We start from the raw sequence: 23,683 nt of genomic DNA on the forward strand, positions 1-23,683 counted from the left end.
CTTGCTCAAAACTTGCTGACTATATAGATAAACAAAGCTGGTTTGAGCATAGCACTATACGATATTTTGCTTTATCTTTTTTGTATTCTAGTTGCCGTTATTTATCCCACAAACTTGGCATGACCAAAGGAATTAACAGACATTATGTACGCTGAAGAAACCACCAACGTCACCGCAATTAAAGACATTCGCGCCCGTGAGATTTTAGACTCGCGTGGTAACCCAACCATCGAAGCTGATGTAATCTTAGCTGATGGCACTATCGGCCGTGCTGCTGCCCCAAGTGGTGCATCAACTGGTTCACGCGAAGCGCTTGAGCTACGTGATGGTGACCAAAGTCGCTATATGGGTAAAGGCGTCAAAAAAGCCGTTGCTAACGTCAATAGCCAAATTCGCAGCGCGTTGATGGATAAAGACGTCACCGAACAGCAAGGCATTGATGATGCAATGATTGCGCTAGATGGCACAGAAAACAAAGATAGCCTTGGCGCTAATGCCATGCTAGCGGTGTCTCTTGCCACTGCAAAAGCCGCTGCCAAGTCACAAAATCTGCCATTACATCAATATATTGCAAACTTGCGCAATCAGACGTCGCTGACGATGCCTGTACCGATGATGAACATCTTGAACGGTGGTGAGCATGCGGATAACACGGTTGATATTCAAGAGTTCATGATTGAGCCTGTTGGTTTCACCAGCTTCTCAGAAGCATTGCGTGCTGGTACAGAAATTTTCCACAGCTTGAAATCTGTGTTGAAATCACAAGGCTTAAATACTGCGGTTGGTGATGAAGGTGGTTTTGCGCCAAACCTGCGTAGCAACGAAGAAGCCATCACCGTTATCATGCAAGCGATTGAGCAAGTCGGCTATAAAGCGGGCGAAGACATTCATTTGGCGTTAGACTGTGCGGCTAGCGAATTTTACAAAGATGGTCAATATATCTTGGCAGGCGAAGGCAACAAAGCCTTTGATAGCCAAGGATTCTCAGATTATCTAGTCGGCTTGGCGCGTCAATATCCTATTATCTCTATCGAAGACGGGCTTGACGAGTCAGATTGGGACGGCTGGAAGTATTTGACTGAGCAGATTGGTGATAAAGTTCAGTTGGTTGGTGATGATTTATTTGTGACCAATCCTGCTATCTTGCAAGAGGGTATTGATAAGCATATTGCCAATGCAATTTTGATTAAGTTTAACCAAATCGGTACTTTATCAGAAACGCTAGATGCGATCTATCTAGCGAAGAAAAATGGCTATGCAACCATTATCTCACATCGTTCAGGTGAAACTGAAGACAGCACCATTGCAGATTTAGCCGTTGGTACAGCTGCTGGTCAGATTAAAACTGGCTCACTATGTCGTTCAGACCGTGTGGCGAAATACAATCAGCTGCTACGTATCGAACAACAAGTACGTGCAAGCTATCGTGGTCGTGAAGAGTTCATCGGTCTACGTGGTTAACAAGCCGGATTTCTTGCTACAGCCAGGCGATATGTCATCATTAATATGGTGATATATCGCTTAGCAAGCTTAGCTGGTTTTTTATTTTTATTATTGTCTCTATGTTGTTCGGCGTTATTATCTTATGAAATACTTTAGCCAATTTATGCTACTTGCTCTAGCCGTTGCCGTCCTATTGGGATTGCAATATCAGTATTGGCTGGGCGAAAATGGTCGCTTTGAGCATAATAAATTGCTGACTCAAATCGAAGAACAACAACGCTTAAACGAAAACCAAGTGGCAGCAAATAACTTATTGCGTACTGATGTGCATGACTTAAAAACTGGTCTTGAGGCAGTAGAAGAGCACGCTCGTTTAGACTTGGGTTTGATTAAGCCGAACGAGACCTTTGTACAAGTATCTACGGCGCCCACGACGCATAGCCGTTATTAATTGCTCTTAACTGTCTAAAATTATGATCTTCTATTGTCTATAATAGAAATCTTATTCACCTGAAATTCGTTACTTCTCTTATTCCTCGTCTATCCCTAGCAATACTATCATGGGCTCTAACCATGAATACTACTTTATGAATATTGCCTTATGAATATCACACCTAATGTACATGCCATGATAGTTGCTGCGGGTCGCGGTAGTCGTTTTGGTGCCTCTATTGCTAAGCAATATACGATGCTGCAAGGGCAGACCTTGCTACAGCATAGTGTGGCACGGCTTGCTAGCAGTGCTTATATTGATACATGTTTATTGGTCGTCGCAGCAGATGACAGTACGGCAAAGACATTGAATTTTGTGCTCCCCATCAATTATGTGATTGGCGGCGATGAGCGTTGGCAGTCAGTAAGAGCAGGGGTAAAGGCGATTATTGAGGCGGGAGCCGACGATTCAGATTTGGTTGTTATTCATGATGCTGCGCGTCCTACGGTTCCCAGTCATGATATTGAACAAGTCATCGAAGCGGCGATGCTAGAGCCCTATGGTGCTATCTTAGCGACACCGGTGGCTGATACTTTAAAGGAGTCTTATGCCCAGTCTACCGCTCAATCTGAGCTTGTAGGTGAGACGCCTGTAGTTAACCTGACAGTGAGTAGCAGCCCATATTCTTACGCTAAACGTACTATCGATCGCCGTCATATGTGGCAAGCACAAACGCCGCAAGTGTTTCGCTTAGGTCAGCTGCAAAAAGTATTAACTTATGTCGCTGAACACGAGCTCACCATTACTGATGAAGCCAGTGCATTTGAATGTTTAGACCTACCCATTCGCCTCGTGACTGGCAGTCGCCAGAACATCAAGCTTACCTATCCTGATGATGCTATCTTGCTCGCAGCGATTATTAATGCCCAGTTCTGAGCAGACTAAAAATAATTAAACACTCGTAATAGACACCAGTTTGTATCAATCTCATTAATAAGCCGGTGGTCTTATTGCTCATTGGTGACGATTGTTATAATAACTTTCCTCTCCCATATTACCTATTTATCCTATCGCTGCCCATAAACCACAGTGCAAGTTCTCGATATAAATAATTGCGAATTATTGTTTGGTTTTTTCAATTAATGATATAAGATAAACATATATTGCTTTGATGACTAAACTAGCCTATGATGTAACCAACTTAATACAATTAATATAAACATTTATAAAATCAATAATATACCAAGCCTGTTTGATATTTTCAAAGATCTTGTTTCTATGTTTTTTCTAAATTTAGTATGGTTGTCTTAGCTACATTTACCTGAAAATAGGGAGAAGCTGATTGTCAACAATCAACGATTCGACAAATCCAGTGACGACAGATCTCTGCCAGCTTATATATATAAGCCAAATTACTTCGACTGGTCTTTCAAGCCCCAGCACGCTTAACGACATCTCAGAGGTCGCGATTGAGCGTAACCAAGCCGATAATGTTACGGGTATTCTTTGCTATGGCAATGGCTACTTTTTTCAATGTGCAGAAGGGTCAGAACAAGATTTAACCAATCTAAAGAATCGCTTATTATTAGACGATCGACATAAAGAATTAAAAATCTTAGATTTTTCAGAAATTACTGAACGCCGTTTTTCGAACTGGTCTCTACGCTCCATTACACTTGAACGTTGGATGACCAAAGAGCCTGAGCTGAAAAAACTCATGCCATTTAAACCCTATGATTGGGGCTCTAACGCATGGCGCGAATTTTTAGATATCTTACAAGGGTATTATGAGGAACAAGCAAGAACTGGCAATATTGACACGCCACCTATCAAGTACAGCACGTTAGGGGTGACGTTAAGTAAGGTTGTTGGTCAGCATCAAGCATTCTTCTTGATTCAAACGGTACTCGGTATCATGATTGTGATGACATTGTTGTGGCTAATGCTATCAGATAAGATTTGGTAGTTTTTGTAAAAATAGATTGTTTGATTTAAAAATCCAGTATTCAATACTGGATTTTTTTTGCTTAAATTTATGATAAAAAATTCAATAAATAAACAAAATATCAAGTTAGGTATAGAAACCATGGATAGCGACGCTTAGTAAATATACCTTAATATCTTGAGCGAACTTAATACAGAATCTTATCTATAAAATTAATTATGCTTCATTTATCAAGTAAATTGGCGATGACGAACTGAGTGCTAAGGTATTAAGAGCCTCATGATATAAAAAACAGGCATAAAAAAACCCCAATCACAATAGTATGTGATTGGGGTTTTTGGTGGTACGTTTATTAGTCTTATCAGATGCTTTGCAGCAAATTTGCTAATAAGTGACGCCAAATAGTGGCGTCCCCAGGGGGATTCGAACCCCCGTTACCGCCGTGAAAGGGCGGTGTCCTAGGCCTCTAGACGATGGGGACTAGTAACACAACACCTCAGCTGCTTTCACCTTTATGCTGAAGTGGTGCGTATTCTAATAGCGTCTGCGCTTGCTGTCAAGCCTTTTTCTTCTTCTTTTTAAAATTAAGTATCTTTTTTTGATCGCACGGCGAGGATGTAAGTCATTACGCTTTAAATGATAGCGAATCCATAGAGAAGTGCAAGCACTAATAGTCAATGCGAGCAGCATATAACCGAGGATGGTTCCCCATAACTTAAGCTGTGGATCCATAATAGAGTCCCTCCTATTACGCCTCGATAGCATGAATCGTACTGGCTATCGCGACAATGTGGGCAACTTAAACCATCTATAGGATATAACGAGACGTTCTAATGTGAGTAATTACAGCAAGTTGTCTGGTTTTTGAATTGTTTTACACAATATGATATTCAACGGTTAGACAAGTTGCTGATTTATTGTGATATCAATCATATCCCTATTGATTGTAAAACCAAGATGTCAAAGTCATCAAGTATTACAAATAGCACTATTATGGGTAGTTGGCAATATAGGATATGTGATAAATGGATTATTTGTGACTACTCTCAGTCGAATCCTCTTTATTTTCTTCAGTATGCATCGCATTAGCCAGCATAGGATAATGGTTTAGGATATGGCAAAACAGCTCAGCGGTCTTTTGTGTATCGTATAGGGCAGAATGTGCATCATTGCCATCAAAATCAAGCCCTGCTGCCTTACAAGCCCGTGCTAGTACTGTCTGACCAAATGCCAGCGCAGATAATGTCACTGTGTCAAAAACTGAAAAGTTATGAAACGGGTTGTGACTTTTGTTGTTAGTACGCAGCACTGCCGCATTCAAAAACGCTAAGTCAAAATGGGCGTTGTGCCCGATTAAGACGCACTGGCGGCAGTCCTCAGTACGGCGTACTTCTTTTAACCCCTTAAAGATACGGCGTAGTGCTGTTTTTTCGTCTTCAGCAATGGCTTTACGCATTGGATTGTTGGGATCAATGCCAGTGAAGGCAAGGGCACTTGGCTCAAGATTCGCGCCTTCAAAGGGTTCGATATGAGCATTGAATGCTTCCCCAGGATAAAACACACCTTGCTCATTCAGTAGTACAGGAATGCAGGCAATCTCTAGTAAAGCATCGGTTTGCGCATTAAAGCCGGCAGTTTCCACATCAACGACGACAGGCAGAAACTTACGAAATCGGTCTTTTAGACGCATGGGTGCTAGCTCGTCTGCTGCGGTATCTTCTGTGTGACTATTTGACGCGATCTTAAGGCTATTTTCTACAGTGTTTGATGGGTTTTCGTTAGGTAAGGCGGCATCGTTTGGAATGGTCATATCTGGTTAAATCGCTTTTATCAGTCGTACTGTTATATTGAATTAAGACATTATATGAAAAATAAATAACCTATGATACAAATCACACTGCTGGTTAGCAGATGTCATTCTTATCATAGGGTTAAACTTCTCAAGTTAAAATAGAATACAGATGGTTTTGCTTAGTGCGTTTTATGCTTTGATAGACCAAGGCAGTGTCTCGCCTGCCATAAGCGGGGTCAATGATGAGCCATCAAAGTAAGGGTAGGCTGCTGGCACTTGCATAGGTGTATTGACAAGCGTAATCGTGCTTTCATTGACTGGCAGTCCATAGAACTGAGCCCCAAAACGACTGGCAAAGCCTTCTAACTTGTCTATTTTTCCCACGCTATCGAAAGCGGTGGCATACAATGGCAAGGCAGTTGCGGCACTATAGCAACCAGCACAGCCACAAGCGGCTTCTTTTTTATCCGTCGCATGCGGGGCTGAATCCGTGCCTAAGAAAAACTTAGGATTGCCACTGGTTGCCACATCTAATAATACTCTTTGATGGCTTTCACGCTTCAAAATAGGCAAGCAATAAAAGTGTGGCTTGATACCGCCAACCAATAGATGATTGCGGTTAAACATTAAATGCTGCGGGGTGATAGTGGCGGCAATGTGATTGCCTTGTGCTAAGACAAAATCAGCGGCATCGCTAGTGGTGATATGCTCGACGACAATCTTTAATGTAGGGAATTTGACAATGATTTGTGCCAACACTTCGTCTAAAAAGCGCTTTTCACGGTCAAAGATATCCACATGATCTTGCGTCACTTCGCCATGTATCAATAGTGGTAGGTTGTGCTTTTCTAATGCTTCAAAAACATCGACACAGGCGTTAATATTGGTGACGCCATCAGCCGAATTGGTAGTCGCGCCAGCAGGATAAAGCTTGACCGCTTGGACGATACCTGATTGTGCTGCCATCTCGATATCTTGGGCAGTGGTTTTGTCAGTGAGATATAAAGTCATACGTGGATCGAATGCAGTTTTGCGCTCAGCACTCAGCTCACTGGCTACTAAGTGCGCCATGATACGGTCGCGATAGGCACGCGCATCGTCAGTGTTCTTAACAGGAGGCACTAAGTTTGGCATACATATGACACGGTTAAAGCTGTTTGCTGCGTGCGATACAGTCGTGCTCAATGCTTTGCCATCACGCAAATGGATATGCCAATCGTCTGGCTGAAGGATGGTCAATTCTCTAATCGAATCAGTCATAATGTCGTCGCGCTCTATATCGTCATATACGGAAATAAAAGGAAGGGATACTGTACTGCTATCATAACAGATTTGCCTACTTGACTAAATATGCGGCTAAATATCTGTACATAATACATGGGTTGTTTTTTAATTTGCGGCAGTCAACTGTCAACTATATGTGAATAATTGAAATCTATCGACCCAAAATTTAAATCAAAAGCTTATGCCATGGGGCAGTTGCACTTTTGCCTATAGTAAATATGATGTACACTGAGCAAGTAATTTATCTTTTGATTGAATATTAGCGCTTTTCCTAACACTAAATGCTCACAATAGGAGTTCTTCATGGCTCAACTTGATCCAAAAAATATTAATAAAATCGTCTTGGCCTATTCAGGTGGTCTTGATACCTCCATCATCGCTAAATGGCTGCAAGAAACCTATGATGCAGAAGTGATTACCTTTACTGCTGATATCGGTCAAGGCGAAGAAGTTGAGCCAGCCCGCGCTAAAGCTGAAGATATGGGCATCAAACATATCCATATCGAAGACTTACGTGAAGAGTTCGCCCGTGATTATGTATTCCCGATGTTCCGCGCTAACGCTATCTATGAAGGCGAGTATCTGCTAGGAACTTCTATCGCGCGTCCGTTAATCGCCAAGCGCTTGGTTGAGATTGCTAAAGAACACAATGCCGATGCGATCAGTCATGGCGCGACTGGTAAAGGGAATGACCAAGTCCGTTTTGAGCTTGGCGCGGTTGCTTTATCGCCTGACGTAGTCACCATTGCCCCTTGGCGTGAGTGGGACTTGTCTAGCCGTGAGAGCTTGATGGAATATGCCAAAGAGCATAACATTGCGATTGATTATGCGGGCAATAAGAAAAAATCTCCGTACTCAATGGACGCCAACTTACTACACATCTCTTATGAAGGCGGTATTTTAGAAGACCCATACGCCGAAGCAGAAGATGATATGTGGCGCTGGTCAGTAAGCCCAGAAGAAGCACCTGATGAAGCACAATACTTAGAATTAGAGTACGAAAAAGGTGACATCGTTGCCATCGATGGTGAAGCACTTAAGCCGTATGAAGTCATGATTAAGCTAAATGAGATTGGTGGTCAGCATGGTATTGGACGTTTGGATATCGTTGAAAACCGTTATGTTGGCATGAAATCACGCGGTTGCTATGAGACGCCAGCGGGCACCATTATGCTAAAAGCGCATCGCGGTATTGAGTCATTGACACTCGATCGTGAAGCGGCGCATTTAAAAGATGAGCTGATGCCACGCTACGCCAAAACGATTTATAACGGTTATTGGTTCAGTCCTGAGCGTATGATGCTACAAGCATTGATTGACAAGTCACAAGAATATGTCAATGGCACAGTACGTGTGAAGTTATACAAAGGTGCTGTGAGCGTTGTTGGTCGTAAGTCAGATGATTCGTTGTTTGACGAAAAAATCGCGACTTTTGAAGATGATGCGGGTGCTTACGATCAAAAAGACGCAGAAGGTTTCATCCGTCTAAATGGTCTACGTCTGGCGATTGAAGCTAGCCGTGGTCGTGATTTATCAAAGTAAGCCGGTCTTAATAGACTGTGCTAGATAAAGCATGAATAAGATACATGAATAAAAAAAGGCGCTATATGAATAGCGCCTTTTTTTGTGGATTTTTTGAAGGTTTGTACGATAATTTTTTGCTAATTAAGAAGTTCTGTCTTCAGAGCTTTTATTTATCATTGAGCCGCTTTTGTTTCTTTATCATCAGACTCATCATCGTCAACCATGACAATAGCCACATCCTGCTGTTGACGTTCTTCGATAATATCTTGTTCTATGACTTCTTCTGTCGCCAGTAACACACCGTCAGATTTTTGGCTTTGATACTTGAGCGCTGCAAGCCCGCCAAGCACCCCGATCACAGCAATAATAATCAGGATAACCGGATTTTTCCAAAGGGGTATGGATGCCTCGTATTCAATGGGCTTTTCGCTGGTGGTGGTCGGCGTATTGTCGTTATTACCACCAATTAAACCTAAGCTTACCAAAGGCGGTTTGGGTGCGCTGGCAGGTTCAGAGGTAATACGTAGGCGATTACGACTGAGATAGATATCTGAGATTTTTGCGAGCTGTAATAGCCAGCGTTGGTGTGGCAGGGCAATGGCTTGCATTTCTGTAAAGACTAGCATGTCGTTATGGCGACCTTGCTGCAGGTTATCAGGTGAGCGCCCAATGGCTTTTAAATAATTACCAGTTGCCAGTTGCATATCTTGCACAGGCTCATGACGTTCAGGCTTGAATGTCGTCAATTCATGCCAGTAAGGATTGAACGCTGGTGGGGTGTCAGCGAGCTGCTCTGTACTTAATAAGGCACGTTCTGTATTAGGATTGTTTTCGGATTCGGCTGCTGCCTTTGTTCTTACTGTCGAGTCTAAATTGACCTCTGATGCTGCGACTAGACTGTTATCTTCATTTACCTCATTCAATTTAACAGAGACAGACGTTGGCTCATTGATGGCAAAGCGAGCAGCTGATAAAAACTGTGGCTGTAAAGCGAACCACTTATCCATCTCGTCATTATCAAGTTGGCTATAGTCGGCTAAAATAGCCAGTTCACGTAAGACAATCACGCATAAGGACGTGAGGAGTATCTGTACTTGCTGCGTTGTTGCGTCAATCTGCTGAGCAATATAGTCACTCGCTTTAATCACGCGAGCATTATCATAAAATATCGCATCTGCTGCTTCATGGCGATGATATAACGTCGCATTCATGGTCGAAAAATTCATCGAATTATATTGGCGTAGCTCTTTAACAGCGCCGCGACTAAATAGCTTTTTGCTTACAGCTTGTCCGTCGTTATGCTGCTGGTAAGCAAGCAAGGCACTGATAATGGCTTGTAAGCTGGCATCCATTGCCAATCGAGCTTGTGGTAATGAAAGCTTGGCGGCATCTGCCAATAAAGATACCATTGGCTTGGTATCTTGATAGAGAAAATCATACATCGACACACGTGTCGGTGAAATAGTCGTCATAATCTGCTAGCATCAAAAAGTGTGCCCCTATATTACGGTGCCAAAAGCCTTGATACAATCCCTTAATAATAGAAAAAATCAATCCACTTACTTATCACACGGTCAATAATGATATGTATTGGGTAAATGACCGTTGGAAACATTCTATGAAAAATAACGAAAGCTATAACGAACAATTTAACGAAAGTTCTGATGTGCAGTTGGTGGTCAATATTGCTAAGCAAACATTAACGCTCTACCAACACGATAAAGAAATTACTCAATATACGGTGTCTACTGCTAAAAATGGCATTGGCAGTCAACAAGATAGCGGCTGCACACCTCTTGGCAAACACTTTATCGCCAAAAAAATTGGCGCAAATGAACCCATAAATGCCGTGTTCATCGGACGCGTCCCTACGGGCGAGAGATATAGTGCTGAGCTTGGTGAACGACATCCTGAACGCGATTGGATATTAAGCCGTATTCTTTGGCTAAGTGGTGTGGAAGAGGGCTTTAATAAAGGCAGGAATAGTCAAGGTGGCTGCGATACTTATCAGCGTTATATTTATATTCATGGTACGCCAGACAGTGAACCGATGGGTGTGCCACTCTCGCATGGCTGTATACGTATGCGTAATGAGGATATTATTGAATTGTTCGACCAAATTGCAGAGGGCATATCGGTGACGATTGTTGCTAATTAACGACTATTTATTAACAATTACGTGGTAAATTATTTTCTTACATCTTAAGTAAAATAGAATAACTTCATAGAGTAATTGATAAATAAAACTTTATAGAGTCTAGATATTATTTAGTATATTGATATAATAGCTTGCTTATGAATGATCGACTTGTCATGCCAAACATGGCTCGTTTAACCTATGTTTTATGATAATTATAAGGATAATATCGATGTCTAAAGAAAGTTTAGTCACTTTACAACAAGCTTTTGATGAGCGCCGTTCAATATATGCATTGGGTAATGAGCTGCCAGTAGAGCCACAAGCAATTGTCAATATGGCAGAACGTGTTTTATTGCATACCCCTTCTGCTTTTAATTCACAATCTTCGCGATTGGTCGTACTGTTTGGTGCCGAACACCAGAAATTATGGGACATCGCTGAAGAAAAGCTGCGTGCAGCCGTCGGCGATGGCGACTTTTCTGGGACTAAGCAAAAGCTAGATGGCTTCCGTGCGGCGGCGGGTACGGTGCTGTTTTATGAAGATAAAAACGTGACTGAGTCACTGCAAGAACAGTTTGCGCTATATGCAGATAGATTTCCAGTTTGGGCTCAGCAAACCTCAGCCATGCATCAGTATGCGATGTGGACAGAGCTACGTACTTTAAATGTTGGTGCCAACCTACAGCACTACAATCCGCTTGTGGATGAAGACGCAGCTAAGGCTTTTGCTATCCCAGATAGTTGGAAATTGGTGGCACAAATGCCATTTGGCAACATTGTTGAGCCTGCTGGCGAGAAAACGTATCAGCCAGTTAGTGAGCGTATGAAAGTGCTAGGTTTATAAAACACTTGAGCTTATAAAATACTTAAGCTTACAAACACGCTAGATGTAGAAAGCGGATAGTAATCTTTGAAATATGCTTAACTCAGTTGAAGTATTACGTTTTTCAAATGGCTGAATTTAAGCATCCGATCAAAAAAAGCACCTCAAAGAAAACGCTTAAAAAAAGACAGCCCATATAAAGTGAGTTGTCTTTTTTATTTTAAGCTTAGTTTATTTTAAGCTTGGTTCATGCTGCTATAATCGATTCAATTTAAAAGTAGTACAAGGCAACCGAGCGTAGATGTATATGTGATACTTCAAGCGAGGCTAACGCTGTAATGCTTTTATAGTCGAATGACTATAAGAGCATTTTTACCGAAATACTGAGCTGTCTGTCACTTTCGCCAAGCGTTTTTCTGTGCGCTTAAGGTCTCTCACTAGCATGGCTGCAAACCAGCCAGCGCCATACAATGCACTGCTATCTGTCTTCGACTTTAATTGATAGCGCTGTTGGTACATTTTATGATTATGATATTTATTCAAAGTCTTTTGTGCTTTTGCTAAGTATTTTAGCCAGCGTTTGCTTTCCTTCTTGGCTTTTTTCTTTTTTGACTTTTTCTTATCTAATAATGGCGCAGCAAACTCACTGATATAAAGTAAGGGGGTTAACTGTTTATGCACCTCATGCTCTGCATTATTATCGTCTAGATCAATATTTTCTATATCATCACTTTTTGAATCTACGTTTTCTAAGTCATTATCGTCTAAGTCAACACTTTGTAAATCATCATCTTTTAAATCATTGCTTTCTATATTAATGTTATCTGAGCCAACGTCTTTTTTACTCTGTAGCTCTTGTACTGCCTTGCCAAGCTTTGCCTGCTGTTTGGATAAGGTTTTTGCCAGTTTATCGACGGCGAGTTGATCAGCTTGCGGTTCAAGGCTTGGGTCGCTCATGGTAAAGGCGATCAGCTCAAGTAAGGTCAGCTGAAAATCGTTGGCACTGACGGCATCTTTCGGAGTAATCTTCAGCGCATCCATATCTGTTGCCCAATTGACAGTAGGTGCACCATGCTGCTGTAAGTTAGGCTCTATATGTGAGGCAAGATGGGCAAGCTCTCGATATTCATCCAATAATGTGGCTGTTTGTTTTAGTATTGGCAGCCAGTCTGGATTGATTTCATCAGAATAGCTGGCAAATGCTTGTAGGGCAGCTTGCAAGCGGACAATACCAATGTATAGTTGTAATGCATGGTCGTCCTCTTCGCTGCCAGCGACGATGGCGCTGCTATTGGGCAGTATTTGCAACAGACAGTTATGTACCGCTGCGCGCACAAAGGCAGGCATACTGATTTTCTTATCGATATTTAGCTGATCAAGGTCAGCGTGGACAGCTGGACTATGCTGCTGTTCTGTGATGAGTAAACCACCGCGCTCAGCCTTGGTTACCGTAGACAAACAAAGCTTGTAGCGCTTACACCAAGTTTTGGCGGTTGCAAATAAAAAATCGATATCTCCTGATATTAGCTCAAACTCAATCTCTTGAATAGCATCGCGCTGAGTATCATCGTTACCGTGAATAATCTCTCCATAGTCGTACGCCATCTCGACATGGTTATTTGCATCACTATCACCGCCATTATCATCCACTAGCAATCGTGTGGTACGCTCTACATCGGTCACATATAACCGTGTGAGATTTTTAGCCAGTTTTTTTAGCTTAAATTCAGCCAGGGCAGGGGCGACAGAGGTGTTTTTATAAATAGTTAAATCAGGCATGAGCGTATTATTATCGAGCATCGCTTGTACTTGTTCATTATCCAGTACCGTATTATGCTCTAAGCGTGCTGCAATGCCATCGCCGCCCGCTTTGATGGTCTGTACCCAAGCATCGCCTTCTTTACGGATACGCAAGCCAATGCCTGCCTCTGCAAGCTGTTGGTCTGGGGTATCATAATAATGGGCAGCCAGCTGTGTCATCTCAGAAGACTTGACTCGTGCTTGGCGCATCAAACCTTTCAGTCGCGACTCTGGTACCAAAAACTTTAGCTCTATCTCTTGCATGATGGCTCCCGATTATTTTAATAAATTTGAATGACTACCATCGTATGAAAGCTATCGGCGAATAACAAGCAAAATTTTTTCTATAAATAATTTGAGCCAATATTAGAGATATACTTTTAGTAAGTAATCATTATAATTAACGTTAATTATTAAACAAAAGTAGGATAAAGGTGGTTGGCTTTATAATAAAAGCTAAAATATTTTTATCCAATATGTTTACCATATCTCATAAAATGCCGGATTATAAAATAATGACGCAATGCACTCAAAAGAAGTATGACACTCAGCAGTCTCATTCAATATTACTGCCTAAAGCCTTGTTTCCATCAGTTTTATGTCTACCAATAATGCTTGGGTCTGTGTTATTGATAGGCGGCTGCGATAGCTCTTCTGAATATGCAGAGAGTAGCGCTGATATGGAGTCGGTTCAGTCTGCAACGGAGGAGGTTGTTAATAGTGAGATGGGTGGCATCATGTCCGATGCGGCAGTCGATAACGCATCCAATGGCTTAGAGGTTGCAAACCTATCGAGCACTAGTGAACAGACCCTTGGTAGTCAGGCAGCAGACATTAAAATTGCGGGCAAAGCGCTATTGATAACTGCCAGTGCTGATTTTAAGGTTGAAGATGTCGTCAAAACTAGTGATGCTATTGAGAGTTTGACACGGCAACAGGCTGGTTATGTGGCACTTAGCAATATTAGCAATCATCCACGTGATAGTCGAACCTTTGTACAAGGCAATAAAAATATCACTATTACAACCTACACTCGTCAAGCTGACATGACGGTTCGTATCCCTCGCGCCAATGTCAGTAAGTTCCTAGCGCAATTACAACAGCAAGTCGCATTTTTAAATGGGCAGCAGTTTAGTGCTCAAGATGTGACATTAGATATTTATCGTGAACAGCTAGCGAGCCAGCTAAATAGTGATATGGCAAGCGAGCTTAGCCAAGAACGCCTGAGTAGTAAAAATGATAAAGACCAAGGTAGCAATGTTGATGCTATTACCGCGACTTATGCGGCACGTCGTCAGCAAGAGCTTGCCAAGCTTGAGCAACTGGCTATTGCTGATAAAGTTCAATATAGCACCATTAACCTGACCTTTATGCAGCCAGATATCAGTTATAAAGAAACCACACAAAATCTGGATGTGCTATTAGATGCTGAGCAGCCAAGTTTTAGTAGTCAAGTGAGTCAAGCATTTAAAGATGGCTGGGAGATACTTAGATCAGTAGCGCTTGGATTGATACAACTGTGGTGGCTGCTTGTACTTGGCGGTATTTTTTATCTAATTTATAGAATGATAAAAGCAATCTATCGTAGATTTTTTAAACATGATCCCTGTATAAAAAATATGAAGCGTGAGCTGATGGGTGAAAATCCAAAAAGTCACGATTCAGTCGGTATACAGAGCAGTCAGGTAGAGGATAACATTAACAATATGAAAGAGGCTGACAGTAAGGATAATAACCACTCAAATTGAAAATTAACAAGCTCGCAATGCTTAAAATCTTATAATGCTATAGTGCAAATAAGCAGACATAAAAAAGCCGCCCTATAAGATAGGACGGCTTTCTTTATAACTGGTACTTACGAGATGTACTTATAAGTGGTCGGTGATTAGAACTGGTTCATCGTGTTCTTGCCGCCGCCAGCTTTAAGGGCATTTTCACCAGAGAAAATCTCTTTGTGATCATCACCAAGGTCAGAACCAGCCATTGCTTGGTGCTTAACACAAGCGATGCCTTCACGGATTTCTTTACGTTGTACGCCAGCAGCATAAGCAAGCATACCATCTTCACCGAAGTAGCCTTTAGCAAGCTCATGCACGCTAAGCGCAGTGGTGTGATAAGTAGGTAGCGTGATTAAGTGATGGAATACACCTGCTTCACGTGACGCATCACGTTGGAAGTTTCTAGCCGCTTCGTCAGCTGCGGTATCAAGTTCAGTACCATCGTAATCAGCACTCATCAAGTCATCTTTATTGTAGGCAGATAGGTCTTTGCCTTCTTCTTCCCACTGAGCGATGATTTGCTTACGGAAGTTCAGTGTCCAGTTGAATGATGGGCTGTTGTTGTATACAAGCTTGGCTTTTGGCTGTTGCTCTTTAATACGATCAACCATCATTTTGATGTGTGCGACGTCTGGAGTCGGTGTCTCGATCCATAGTAGATCAGCGCCATTTTCTAGAGCCGTTACACAGTCAAGTACGACACGGTCGATGTTCGTTTCTTCACGGAACTGATATAGACCATTTTGAAGACGAACTGGACGTACTAATTTGCCGTTATGCTTAAGCAAGCTGTCATTCTCTTTGGCGTTTTCTAGCGTGACTTCTTCCATCTCGATAAAATCGATGTACTGAGAAGCAAGGTCGCCTGGCTCATTTGATACTGGAATTTTTTGCGTTAGTGACGCGCCTTCAGAGTCAGTACGAGCAACGATAACGCCGTCTTCAACACCAAGCTCTAAGAATGCATAACGAATAGCGTTGATTTTTGCGATATAGTCTTCATGCGGTACAGTGACTTTACCCGCTTGGTGACCACATTGCTTCGCGTCAGATACTTGGTTTTCAACCTGAATAGCACAAGCACCAGCTTCAATCATTTGCTTAGTTAGCAAGTAAGTGGCTTCTTCGTTACCGAAACCTGCATCGATGTCAGCAATGATTGGCACAACATGTGAATCAAAGTTTTCGATTTTTTCTAGGATGGCTGAGGTATCTTGACCCGCTTCTTCTGCAGCGTTTAGCTCACGGAAGTAGTCGTTCAATACTTTAGCATCAGCTTGACGTAAGAAGGTGTAGATTTCTTCGATTAGCTTAGGTACAGAGGTTTTTTCATGCATAGATTGGTCAGGAAGAGGACCAAACTCAGAGCGAAGGGCTGCAACCATCCAACCTGATAGGTAGATGTAAGTTTTAGACGTAGTACCAAAATATTTTTTCTTAGCGTACATAGTTTGTTGTGCCACAAAACCATGCCATGCACCTAAAGACTGCGTGTACTGAGACGTATCATTGTCATAGTCTTCCATGTCTTGACGCATGATTTTTGCAGTATATTTGGCGATATCTAAGCCCGTTTTAAAACGGTTTTGTGACATCATACGTGCCGCATCGGTTTCGCTGATATTCTGCCAGTTACCGTGCTTTTGCTTTAATTCACGTACTAAGTCGATCGCTGATTTATATGCAGTTGACATCTATGTCTCCTTGGGGTGGTGAAAATTAGTAACTTAGAAAATTACAAGTATTGAGGTAATTTTGATATATGTAGAAAGATGCTGGCAGAAGTAAAAATCTAAAATATAAACCTTGTGCGTTAGCAATCTCTACTAAACTATAAGAAAATTATGATAAAAGCAAATAAAACCTGTCGAATTGGTCAGCTTTTATTATTGGGTCTTTCGTTTTAGGTTGAATGCGCTTTTTTATAAGCCTTTTTTGACTGTTAAAGTGCTTATTGCCCTAAAAAGTGCCAACTACTAATTCAAGCTTAAAAACAAATGAGAGCAAAAAATTAAGTTTGCGTAATAAAGGTTATGTCCGTATTTCCGCATGAAAATGCGATAAAATACCTGTGGTAGTCAATCCATCAAAACGCACGGCGACTGCCTAACATTAAACAAGGACTGATTAAGCGCTTGCTAGCCACTATAGCTAGGTTGCCTTGATTTATCTAGTTTATGATTATTATCTTGGGTATTTAATTTTATGATAGTACATATAAAACAATGACTTATGATGAATGATTTCAGTTATAATAAGCGTATATCAAAATAATTAATATAAAATTGTCCTTATTTCATGCTGTTATAGATGATTTATACTAAATAACAGGGCAAAAAACGCCGCGTTTGTAGTGGTATTTATTTTAAGGTAAAGAGACATATATGAATTTGCAGCGGGTAGATTTAAATTTATTGGTACATCTAGATGTGTTGTTACGAGAAAAAAACGTCACTCGTGCAGCTGAGCAGCTTGGCATTACCCAACCTGCGATGAGTAATATTTTGCGCCGGCTACGTAAGCTATTTAATGATCCATTGCTGGTACGCTCATCCGAAGGCATGACGCCGACTGAACGCGCTTTGGAGTTGCAACCTCGTATCCGTGAAATACTGGCGGATTTGACACAAGTATTAGAGCCACGCACAGAATTTCGTCCTTATAGTACCTCGCGCGTTTTTCGTATCATGACCTCAGACTATGCTGAAGCGACATTGGTACCAAAATTGGTCAAAGCATTGCGCTCAGAGGCACCAAATGTCATCTTAGATTTCTTAACGCCATCGGACGTCTCATATCGTGATATGGAGCAGGGGCGAGTGGATTTGGCGATCAACCGCTTTAATGAAATTCCGCAAAGTTTCCACCAAGTTTTGGTCTGGCGTGATACCTTTAGCTGCCTATTGTCCTCTGACAGTCCCTATGCGCATCGCTTTAATCTAAAAAATTATCTTAAGGCGCAGCACGTTTGGGTCTCTAAAACGGGTATGGGTGTGGGATTTGGTGTCAATCCAGAAAAATCTGGTGGCCTAGGTTCAATTGATCAAGCACTGCAACGTTTAGGTCAAAAACGTCAAATCAGTGTTTTTACCCGCCACTATCAAATGCCAGCCATGCTCGCAGCCAATAAAGATTTGGTTGCAACTTTGCCTACGCGTGTAGCAAAAATGCAAGCTAATAACGACAGTATCATGATGGTCGAGCCACCATTTTTTATCCCTGAATTTGAGCTAACGATGGCGTGGTCGCCTTTGCTGCAGCATCATCCCGCCCATCGATGGTTGCGTCAGCTTATCATGCATGTGGCTCGTCAAATTGTTGACGAAGAAGAGAATCCACCCCAAGAAATTCCTGTGATGAATCATTTGTTTTAAGCCATTTATTTTTGGTTATCAATTGCTTATTTATTAAACCAGCCCAAGCGCTGGTTTTTTTATTGGCGTAATTTTACTGAAAAATCTCGTCCAAGATTTTGACCTAATAAATCGGTCAGTCACATTCTTAACATCTTACGAACACTTCTTTATAACTTGTAAAACTACTCGTTGTACATTTTGCTATGATAAATCCCACTTAAGAAAAAACACAAATACATAGCCTATTGTTAAGTTATACGACAGTATCGGATTTCATAAGAGCGTTGATGAAGTTGTCCAATTTAACCAGATACGTTTATAAAAATGACCACTCTTGCTTTATGTATTTCTAAGGTTTATGTGTTTCTAAGATTTCAGATGTTGAAGCGATCAATTTTCAAACCAATAAAATAGTTTAATAAATAAGGATAATAATCATGGCAGATATTACTACTATAAACCCAGCAACGGGTGAAGCGATCAAAGAATACGATTATATGAGTAATGACGAGGTGAACAATATTGTTGAATCCTCGCACCAAGCATTTACTGAGTGGCGTAAAACCAGCCATGAGGCGCGTGCAAAAGTTATCAATTCTATCGGTGAGACATTGCTCAAGTACAAAGAAGAGTTGTCTGAACTCATGACTGAGGAGCGTGGTAAGCTCTATAGTCAGAGTTTGCAAGAAATAGATTTGTGTAAGGCGATTTGCGACTATACCGCAGAAAAAGGAGTGGCTGCACTTGCTGACGATGAACGTGATATTGAAGGCTTGAAGAAAGGTATTGTGACTTATCAGCCTATCGGTGTCATTTATGGCATGCAGCCATGGAACTTTCCTGCTTACCAAGTATTCCGTTATACCATCGCAAATCTGATGGCAGGTAATAGTATTTTACTCAAGCACGCATCAAACGTGACTGGTTCAGGCTTGTTAATCGAAAAAATCTTCCATGAATCAGAGTTACCAAACGATTTGTTCCGTACGATTTTAATCGATCACGACCAATCAGAAGCATTAATCGGTCATGACAAAGTGCGCGGTGTCACACTGACAGGTAGCGACGGCGCTGGTAGCATTGTGGGTCAGCAAGCAGCAAAAGCCATTAAAAAGGTGGTGCTAGAATTAGGCTCAAACGATGCCTTTATTGTCTTAGAAGATGCTGATGTAGAGTTAGCGGTAGAAACTTGTACCCAAGCGCGTCTCATTAATAATGGTGAAACTTGTGTCGCCGCTAAGCGCTTTATCGTTGTTGATAGCTTATACGATGATTTCCGTGAACGCATTGTCAAAAAGTTTGCAGACGCTAAATCTGGCGATCCGATGGATGATGCCTCTGATCTTGGTCCATTAGCCCGCAAAGATTTACAAGAAAAATTGCATGAGCAAGTAGAAGACAGTGTGGCAAAAGGCGCAACGATTGCTGTTGGTGGTCAATTGCCAGAAGGTAAAGGCAGTTTTTATCCAGCAACTATCTTGGAGAATGTCGAAAAAGGACAACCTGCCTATGATGACGAATTATTTGGTCCTGTCGCCTCATTAATACGAGCCAAAGACCAAGATGATGCATTACGCATTGCCAATGACAGTCGCTACGGTTTGGGCGGTGCTATCTTCTCTAAAGACGAAGACAAAGCCATTCGCCTAGCGCGTGAAGAGTTTGATACGGGCATGGTTTACATCAATGGTTACGGTCTTGCAAATCCAGCGTTGCCATTTGGTGGAGTGAAAAACTCAGGTCATGGTCGCGAGCATGGCGGTTTTGGTATCAAAGAATTTGTAAATATTAAAGGGTTACATGTCCATAAAAGTCAATAATAGCTGACGTCTTCGGGATTAATATGCTTTAGAAGATTTTAAAGGTAGCTATTAGAAAGCCCAGTCATTCATTGAGTGACTGGGCTTTTTTATGCGAAGAGTTTAAGTTTGATAGTTGGTGCCTGATAATTTGTGACTGTCGCTATTTACTCAGTCGTTCAAATATAGTTTTAACGGTAGCGTTGGTAAAGACATACTTTGTTGATTGGATGCTTGAGCATGGTCTAGCGAAAGTGCGCCTTTGGCCAATAATAAAATCGTCCAAGGGAGCAATTGATGCTCAAGCTTTTGCACGCGTGCTTGCAAGCTATCGGCAGTGTCTCTTTGATGTATCTCTAACAGCGCTTGGGTCAAAACAGCCCCCGCGTCAAGCTCGGCAGTGACGACATGAATACTACAGCCATGATGTCGCTCACCTGCTTGTATCGCACGCTGATGGGTATCAAGGCCTTTATAGACAGGTAGTAAAGAGGGGTGCAGATTAATCATCGGCGCTGGTGCATTATCGATAAAATCTGCACTCAAGACACGCATAAAACCAGCTAACACAATGACATCTGGTTGCCATGATGCTAGTTGGCTGCTGGCATGACTCTCAAAGGTCATGATGCCCATGCGTTTGCCGCTAGCAACATGTGACAATACTGCCACAGGAATGTCAGCGTCTTTTGCACGGGTGATGGCATAAGCATCTTCACGGTTGCTTATGACGCCAACAATCTCAATTGGCAGTGCGCCAGCTTGCATCGCATCTATCAGTACTTGCAAGTTGCTACCACTACCAGAGACCAGTACAGCAATCCGTAAAGGGTTATTATCAATTTTCTTTTGACTGTCTAACATTAACGGTACACCACTGCGTCCGCTTCACGACTAACCATTTCACCTAATTGCCAAGCTTTTTCACCAGCATCGTTCAAAGTTTGAATAGCCTCATCTGCTTTATCTTTAGGCACGACAATGACAAAACCAACGCCGCAGTTAAAGGTGCGGTACATCTCGCTTTGTTCAATATTTCCTTGGGTTTGTAACCAAGTGAATAGCTCTGAGAACTGCCAGCTAGCCGTATCAATACTAGCAGCTAAATTCTCTGGTAATACACGTGGTAAATTATCGGTTAAGCCGCCACCGGTGATGTGTGACATTGCATGCAGCGCTGAGCTACCAAGAGTATCTTGTAGCGCTTTAATCGCTTTAACATAGATGCGAGTAGGGGCCATTAACGCGTCTTGGATAGGCTGACCGTCTAATTGCTCATCGCTAGTAGTCACATCAATGCCGCTGACTTCGATGACTTTACGCACCAATGAATAACCGTTTGAGTGTGCACCACTTGAGGCAAGAGCGATCAATACATCGCCTTCCGCGACGTTTTCGCCAGTGATGACTTCTGCTTCTTCGACCACACCGACACAAAAGCCTGCCAAGTCATAATCGTCGTCTTGATACATACCTGGCATCTCAGCGGTTTCGCCGCCGATCAGGGCACAGTTTGATAACTTACAGCCTTCACCAATACCAGTGACCACAGTCGCTGCTACATCAATATCAAGCTTGCCAGTCGCATAGTAATCTAAGAAAAATAATGGCTCTGCACCGCAAACCAATAAATCGTTGACGCACATGGCGACCAAGTCGATACCGATCGTGTCGTGACGGTTTAGCTGTAACGCCAGTTTAAGTTTGGTGCCCACACCATCAGTACCTGAAACTAATAACGGTGAGGTGTAACCAGTTGGTATACGACAAAGCGCTCCAAAGCCGCCAAGTCCGCCCACAACTTCAGGACGAGAGGTGGCTTTTGCCACTGATTTAATACGTTGTACCAACGCATCGCCAGCATCAATATCAACACCAGCATCTTTGTAGCTTAAAGAAGGCTTGTTACTCATGGTCATCTCACAAATTTTATAGGGAATGAAGGTCTGTCAGTAGAAAATCGAGTTGGTCGTGTTAATTCTGAATATAGTGCGCGCATTATACCCAAAAATGACCCTTACTCGCAAAGCAACTTGCGGATATTTGGCGGATATTTCACGAAGACTGACTTTAAGTAGTAAATAAAAAGTTAAGAAACAAAAAATGACGGATTTTTTGCTGTACTCTGCGATAATGGAACGCTAAATTTATTGTCGATAACAGTTCGCTATTACGCCGTTGTTGTACGATAAGACGTATCATTTCTTTCAATTATACCTCCATCTTAAATCAGCCTATCATAGGATTCCTTGTCATGATGAACCAACCAATAGATCCTTTTTTTCGGCGCTTATTTATTGTCGTTGCGATGGTGGTGGGTATATTGTTACTGTATTTGATGATGCCAGTCATTATACCGTTTGTCTTTGCTTTCGTACTGGCTTATTTGTTCAATCCGCTGGTCAAACGCTTATCGAAGTATATCAAACGCTGGGTGGCGATTATCATTGTCTATTCCACCATCACTTTAGGAATGGTGCTACTGCTTTGGTGGTTAATACCGACTTTGTGGCATCAGTTGCAAGCGGCGTGGGAGTATCTGCCTAAGGTCTTAACTTGGTATAATGAAGTCGTACGTGAATGGTTCGTTAACAACAGTCGTATCAATCTGCCAGAGTTGGAGTCTAAAGGGTTTTCTGAGACATTGGTTGAATACATGCAGACCAATTATAAGTTTGAAGATGCCAGTACCATGATGAACCAAATATTGGTGTCGAGCATGAACTTCATCAATAATGCTGGACTCATTGTGCTAGTACCGATTTTAACCTTTTATTTTTTGTTCAATTGGGATCAGCGTCTGCAAACATGGAAGCTGGCGATTCCCGCTGCGTATAGCCAAAAGGTCATTCAGATTGCTCGAGAGTGTGACCTTGCATTGATGGCATTTATCAAAGGTCAGCTATTGGTGATGGTCTTATTGGGTGCTATTTATGCAGTGCAATTACAGCTTATTGGGCTTGAGCTTGGGCTTATTATTGGTATGGTTGCCGGTATTGCTAGCTTTGTTCCTTATTTGGGTTTTGGCATTGGTTTTATCGCTGCCATTATCGCCTGCCTGTTCCAGTTTGGGCTAAATTGGACGTATTTGTCGCTGATCGTCGGAGCGTTTTTAGTTGGGCAAGCCGCAGAAGGTTATATTCTACAGCCGTTACTATTGGGTGATAAGATAGGTCTATCGCCGCTTTGGGTGATTTTTGCCGTATTGGCAGGCGCAAGCTTATTGGGTTTTGTTGGTATGCTAATTGCTTTGCCAGTGTCTGCCGTGCTTAATGTACTGTTTCGCCATTTATACATCTACTATCGTTCGACAGATTTTTATAAAGGTCGTAAGCAATTGGCTTTGTTTGAGAAGAGGTAAGTATTTTATCGTTAAATTGATAGAGTCATGGGGAATTAATAGTAAATGGTGTGAGAGATAAACAGCGATGGATAAGGCTTAATAGGTAAAAGACTTGTCAGTCATTTTGCAAATATGTTATATATAGGCGCAGTATTGACAGTATCAGCCGTTAACCAGTTGGTCGTTAACAAGATGACTTTTGATTAGGTAATTCTCAGATATA

The 23,683-nt window shown here is 41.9% G+C and carries 19 protein-coding genes and 1 tRNA gene; 11 read left to right on the forward strand and 9 right to left on the reverse strand.

Going from position 1 to position 23,683, the window contains the following annotated elements:
• Window positions 1-144 precede the first annotated feature (144 nt).
• The 4 genes from eno (at window position 145) to JMW94_RS01320 (ending at window position 3,842) form a co-directional block, all read left to right on the forward strand.
• A complete protein-coding gene (gene eno, locus JMW94_RS01305) occupies window positions 145-1,461 on the forward strand; it encodes a phosphopyruvate hydratase (protein ID WP_055125148.1) in 1,317 nt (438 codons plus the stop codon).
• Window positions 1,462-1,585: 124 nt separating this feature from the next.
• On the forward strand, window positions 1,586-1,894 hold the full coding sequence (locus tag JMW94_RS01310) for an FtsB family cell division protein (protein ID WP_055125147.1): 309 nt from the start codon (window positions 1,586-1,588) through the stop codon (window positions 1,892-1,894).
• Between the two features lie 150 nt (window positions 1,895-2,044).
• The gene (gene ispD, locus JMW94_RS01315; RefSeq protein WP_201600017.1) at window positions 2,045-2,812 is read left to right on the forward strand and encodes a 2-C-methyl-D-erythritol 4-phosphate cytidylyltransferase; all 768 of its coding nucleotides are present in this window, start codon (window positions 2,045-2,047) and stop codon (window positions 2,810-2,812) included.
• 406 nt (window positions 2,813-3,218) lie between these two features.
• Window positions 3,219-3,842, forward strand: a complete 624-nt coding sequence (locus JMW94_RS01320; RefSeq protein WP_045444510.1) for a BLUF domain-containing protein — start codon at window positions 3,219-3,221, stop codon at window positions 3,840-3,842.
• A gap of 384 nt (window positions 3,843-4,226) precedes the next feature.
• On the opposite strand, the gene JMW94_RS01325 is transcribed toward JMW94_RS01320, so the two are convergent.
• The 4 genes from JMW94_RS01325 to pyrC all read right to left on the reverse strand — a co-directional run bounded on the left by JMW94_RS01325 (window position 4,227) and on the right by pyrC (window position 6,873).
• Window positions 4,227-4,302: transfer RNA gene (locus tag JMW94_RS01325), tRNA-Glu, on the reverse strand.
• A 53-nt stretch (window positions 4,303-4,355) separates the two neighbouring features.
• On the reverse strand, window positions 4,356-4,553 hold the full coding sequence (locus JMW94_RS01330) for a hypothetical protein (RefSeq protein ID WP_140412980.1): 198 nt from the start codon (window positions 4,551-4,553) through the stop codon (window positions 4,356-4,358).
• 298 nt (window positions 4,554-4,851) lie between these two features.
• Window positions 4,852-5,511 carry a ribonuclease T gene (gene rnt, locus JMW94_RS01335; RefSeq protein WP_201600334.1) on the reverse strand — a complete coding sequence of 220 codons (660 nt, stop codon included), beginning with the start codon at window positions 5,509-5,511 and terminating at the stop codon, window positions 4,852-4,854.
• Window positions 5,512-5,802: 291 nt separating this feature from the next.
• Window positions 5,803-6,873 carry a dihydroorotase gene (gene pyrC, locus JMW94_RS01340; RefSeq protein ID WP_201600020.1) on the reverse strand — a complete coding sequence of 357 codons (1,071 nt, stop codon included), beginning with the start codon at window positions 6,871-6,873 and terminating at the stop codon, window positions 5,803-5,805.
• 327 nt (window positions 6,874-7,200) lie between these two features.
• Between pyrC and JMW94_RS01345 the strand changes: the two genes are divergently transcribed.
• Window positions 7,201-8,439: an argininosuccinate synthase gene (locus JMW94_RS01345; RefSeq protein WP_201600025.1), complete on the forward strand. Its 1,239-nt coding sequence runs from the start codon at window positions 7,201-7,203 to the stop codon at window positions 8,437-8,439.
• Between the two features lie 155 nt (window positions 8,440-8,594).
• Here the strand turns inward: JMW94_RS01345 and JMW94_RS01350 are convergent, their stop codons facing one another.
• Window positions 8,595-9,893 (reverse strand): hypothetical protein, encoded by a 1,299-nt coding sequence (locus tag JMW94_RS01350; RefSeq protein WP_201600028.1) that lies wholly within the window; start codon window positions 9,891-9,893, stop codon window positions 8,595-8,597.
• Window positions 9,894-10,039: 146 nt separating this feature from the next.
• Between JMW94_RS01350 and JMW94_RS01355 the strand changes: the two genes are divergently transcribed.
• Window positions 10,040-10,579, forward strand: a complete 540-nt coding sequence (locus JMW94_RS01355; protein ID WP_201600030.1) for a L,D-transpeptidase — start codon at window positions 10,040-10,042, stop codon at window positions 10,577-10,579.
• Window positions 10,580-10,790: 211 nt separating this feature from the next.
• Window positions 10,791-11,405 (forward strand): nitroreductase family protein, encoded by a 615-nt coding sequence (locus JMW94_RS01360; protein WP_201600032.1) that lies wholly within the window; start codon window positions 10,791-10,793, stop codon window positions 11,403-11,405.
• A 351-nt stretch (window positions 11,406-11,756) separates the two neighbouring features.
• On the opposite strand, the gene JMW94_RS01365 is transcribed toward JMW94_RS01360, so the two are convergent.
• Window positions 11,757-13,448 (reverse strand): CYTH and CHAD domain-containing protein, encoded by a 1,692-nt coding sequence (locus JMW94_RS01365; protein WP_201600034.1) that lies wholly within the window; start codon window positions 13,446-13,448, stop codon window positions 11,757-11,759.
• 251 nt (window positions 13,449-13,699) lie between these two features.
• Between JMW94_RS01365 and JMW94_RS01370 the strand changes: the two genes are divergently transcribed.
• Window positions 13,700-14,932 carry a DUF4349 domain-containing protein gene (locus JMW94_RS01370; protein ID WP_201600036.1) on the forward strand — a complete coding sequence of 411 codons (1,233 nt, stop codon included), beginning with the start codon at window positions 13,700-13,702 and terminating at the stop codon, window positions 14,930-14,932.
• A 137-nt stretch (window positions 14,933-15,069) separates the two neighbouring features.
• On the opposite strand, the gene JMW94_RS01375 is transcribed toward JMW94_RS01370, so the two are convergent.
• Window positions 15,070-16,656: an isocitrate lyase gene (locus tag JMW94_RS01375; protein WP_045444527.1), complete on the reverse strand. Its 1,587-nt coding sequence runs from the start codon at window positions 16,654-16,656 to the stop codon at window positions 15,070-15,072.
• A 690-nt stretch (window positions 16,657-17,346) separates the two neighbouring features.
• Between JMW94_RS01375 and JMW94_RS01380 the strand changes: the two genes are divergently transcribed.
• Complete coding sequence (locus tag JMW94_RS01380; protein WP_045444529.1) at window positions 17,347-18,336, forward strand: LysR family transcriptional regulator; 990 nt, start codon at window positions 17,347-17,349, stop codon at window positions 18,334-18,336.
• 419 nt (window positions 18,337-18,755) lie between these two features.
• Window positions 18,756-20,138, forward strand: a complete 1,383-nt coding sequence (locus JMW94_RS01385; protein WP_201600037.1) for an NAD-dependent succinate-semialdehyde dehydrogenase — start codon at window positions 18,756-18,758, stop codon at window positions 20,136-20,138.
• Between the two features lie 150 nt (window positions 20,139-20,288).
• On the opposite strand, the gene purN is transcribed toward JMW94_RS01385, so the two are convergent.
• Window positions 20,289-20,981, reverse strand: a complete 693-nt coding sequence (gene purN, locus JMW94_RS01390; RefSeq protein ID WP_201600039.1) for a phosphoribosylglycinamide formyltransferase — start codon at window positions 20,979-20,981, stop codon at window positions 20,289-20,291.
• Complete coding sequence (purM, locus tag JMW94_RS01395) at window positions 20,981-22,030, reverse strand: phosphoribosylformylglycinamidine cyclo-ligase (protein ID WP_201600042.1); 1,050 nt, start codon at window positions 22,028-22,030, stop codon at window positions 20,981-20,983. Before purM ends, purN begins: the two co-directional genes overlap by 1 nt.
• Window positions 22,031-22,371: 341 nt before the next feature.
• On the opposite strand from purM, the gene JMW94_RS01400 reads away from it, so the two are divergent.
• On the forward strand, window positions 22,372-23,478 hold the full coding sequence (locus tag JMW94_RS01400; protein ID WP_201600045.1) for an AI-2E family transporter: 1,107 nt from the start codon (window positions 22,372-22,374) through the stop codon (window positions 23,476-23,478).
• Window positions 23,479-23,683 lie beyond the last annotated feature (205 nt).

It is taken from the genome of Psychrobacter immobilis (assembly GCF_904846185.1).
Lineage (GTDB): Bacteria > Pseudomonadota > Gammaproteobacteria > Pseudomonadales > Moraxellaceae > Psychrobacter > Psychrobacter immobilis_B.

Coding starts and splice junctions, on each gene's coding strand:
- JMW94_RS01365 (WP_201600034.1), bottom strand. CDS start 13,448: ATGCAAGAGATAGAGCTAAAGTTTTTGGTACCAGAGTCGCGACTGAAA.
- JMW94_RS01385 (WP_201600037.1), top strand. CDS start 18,756: ATGGCAGATATTACTACTATAAACCCAGCAACGGGTGAAGCGATCAAA.
- ispD (WP_201600017.1), top strand. CDS start 2,045: ATGAATATCACACCTAATGTACATGCCATGATAGTTGCTGCGGGTCGC.
- JMW94_RS01400 (WP_201600045.1), top strand. CDS start 22,372: ATGATGAACCAACCAATAGATCCTTTTTTTCGGCGCTTATTTATTGTC.
- JMW94_RS01310 (WP_055125147.1), top strand. CDS start 1,586: ATGAAATACTTTAGCCAATTTATGCTACTTGCTCTAGCCGTTGCCGTC.
- JMW94_RS01375 (WP_045444527.1), bottom strand. CDS start 16,656: ATGTCAACTGCATATAAATCAGCGATCGACTTAGTACGTGAATTAAAG.
- pyrC (WP_201600020.1), bottom strand. CDS start 6,873: ATGACTGATTCGATTAGAGAATTGACCATCCTTCAGCCAGACGATTGG.
- JMW94_RS01370 (WP_201600036.1), top strand. CDS start 13,700: ATGACGCAATGCACTCAAAAGAAGTATGACACTCAGCAGTCTCATTCA.
- purM (WP_201600042.1), bottom strand. CDS start 22,030: ATGAGTAACAAGCCTTCTTTAAGCTACAAAGATGCTGGTGTTGATATT.
- JMW94_RS01350 (WP_201600028.1), bottom strand. CDS start 9,893: ATGACGACTATTTCACCGACACGTGTGTCGATGTATGATTTTCTCTAT.
- JMW94_RS01360 (WP_201600032.1), top strand. CDS start 10,791: ATGTCTAAAGAAAGTTTAGTCACTTTACAACAAGCTTTTGATGAGCGC.
- JMW94_RS01330 (WP_140412980.1), bottom strand. CDS start 4,553: ATGGATCCACAGCTTAAGTTATGGGGAACCATCCTCGGTTATATGCTG.
- JMW94_RS01355 (WP_201600030.1), top strand. CDS start 10,040: ATGAAAAATAACGAAAGCTATAACGAACAATTTAACGAAAGTTCTGAT.
- rnt (WP_201600334.1), bottom strand. CDS start 5,511: ATGCGTCTAAAAGACCGATTTCGTAAGTTTCTGCCTGTCGTCGTTGAT.
- JMW94_RS01345 (WP_201600025.1), top strand. CDS start 7,201: ATGGCTCAACTTGATCCAAAAAATATTAATAAAATCGTCTTGGCCTAT.
- purN (WP_201600039.1), bottom strand. CDS start 20,981: ATGTTAGACAGTCAAAAGAAAATTGATAATAACCCTTTACGGATTGCT.
- eno (WP_055125148.1), top strand. CDS start 145: ATGTACGCTGAAGAAACCACCAACGTCACCGCAATTAAAGACATTCGC.
- JMW94_RS01380 (WP_045444529.1), top strand. CDS start 17,347: ATGAATTTGCAGCGGGTAGATTTAAATTTATTGGTACATCTAGATGTG.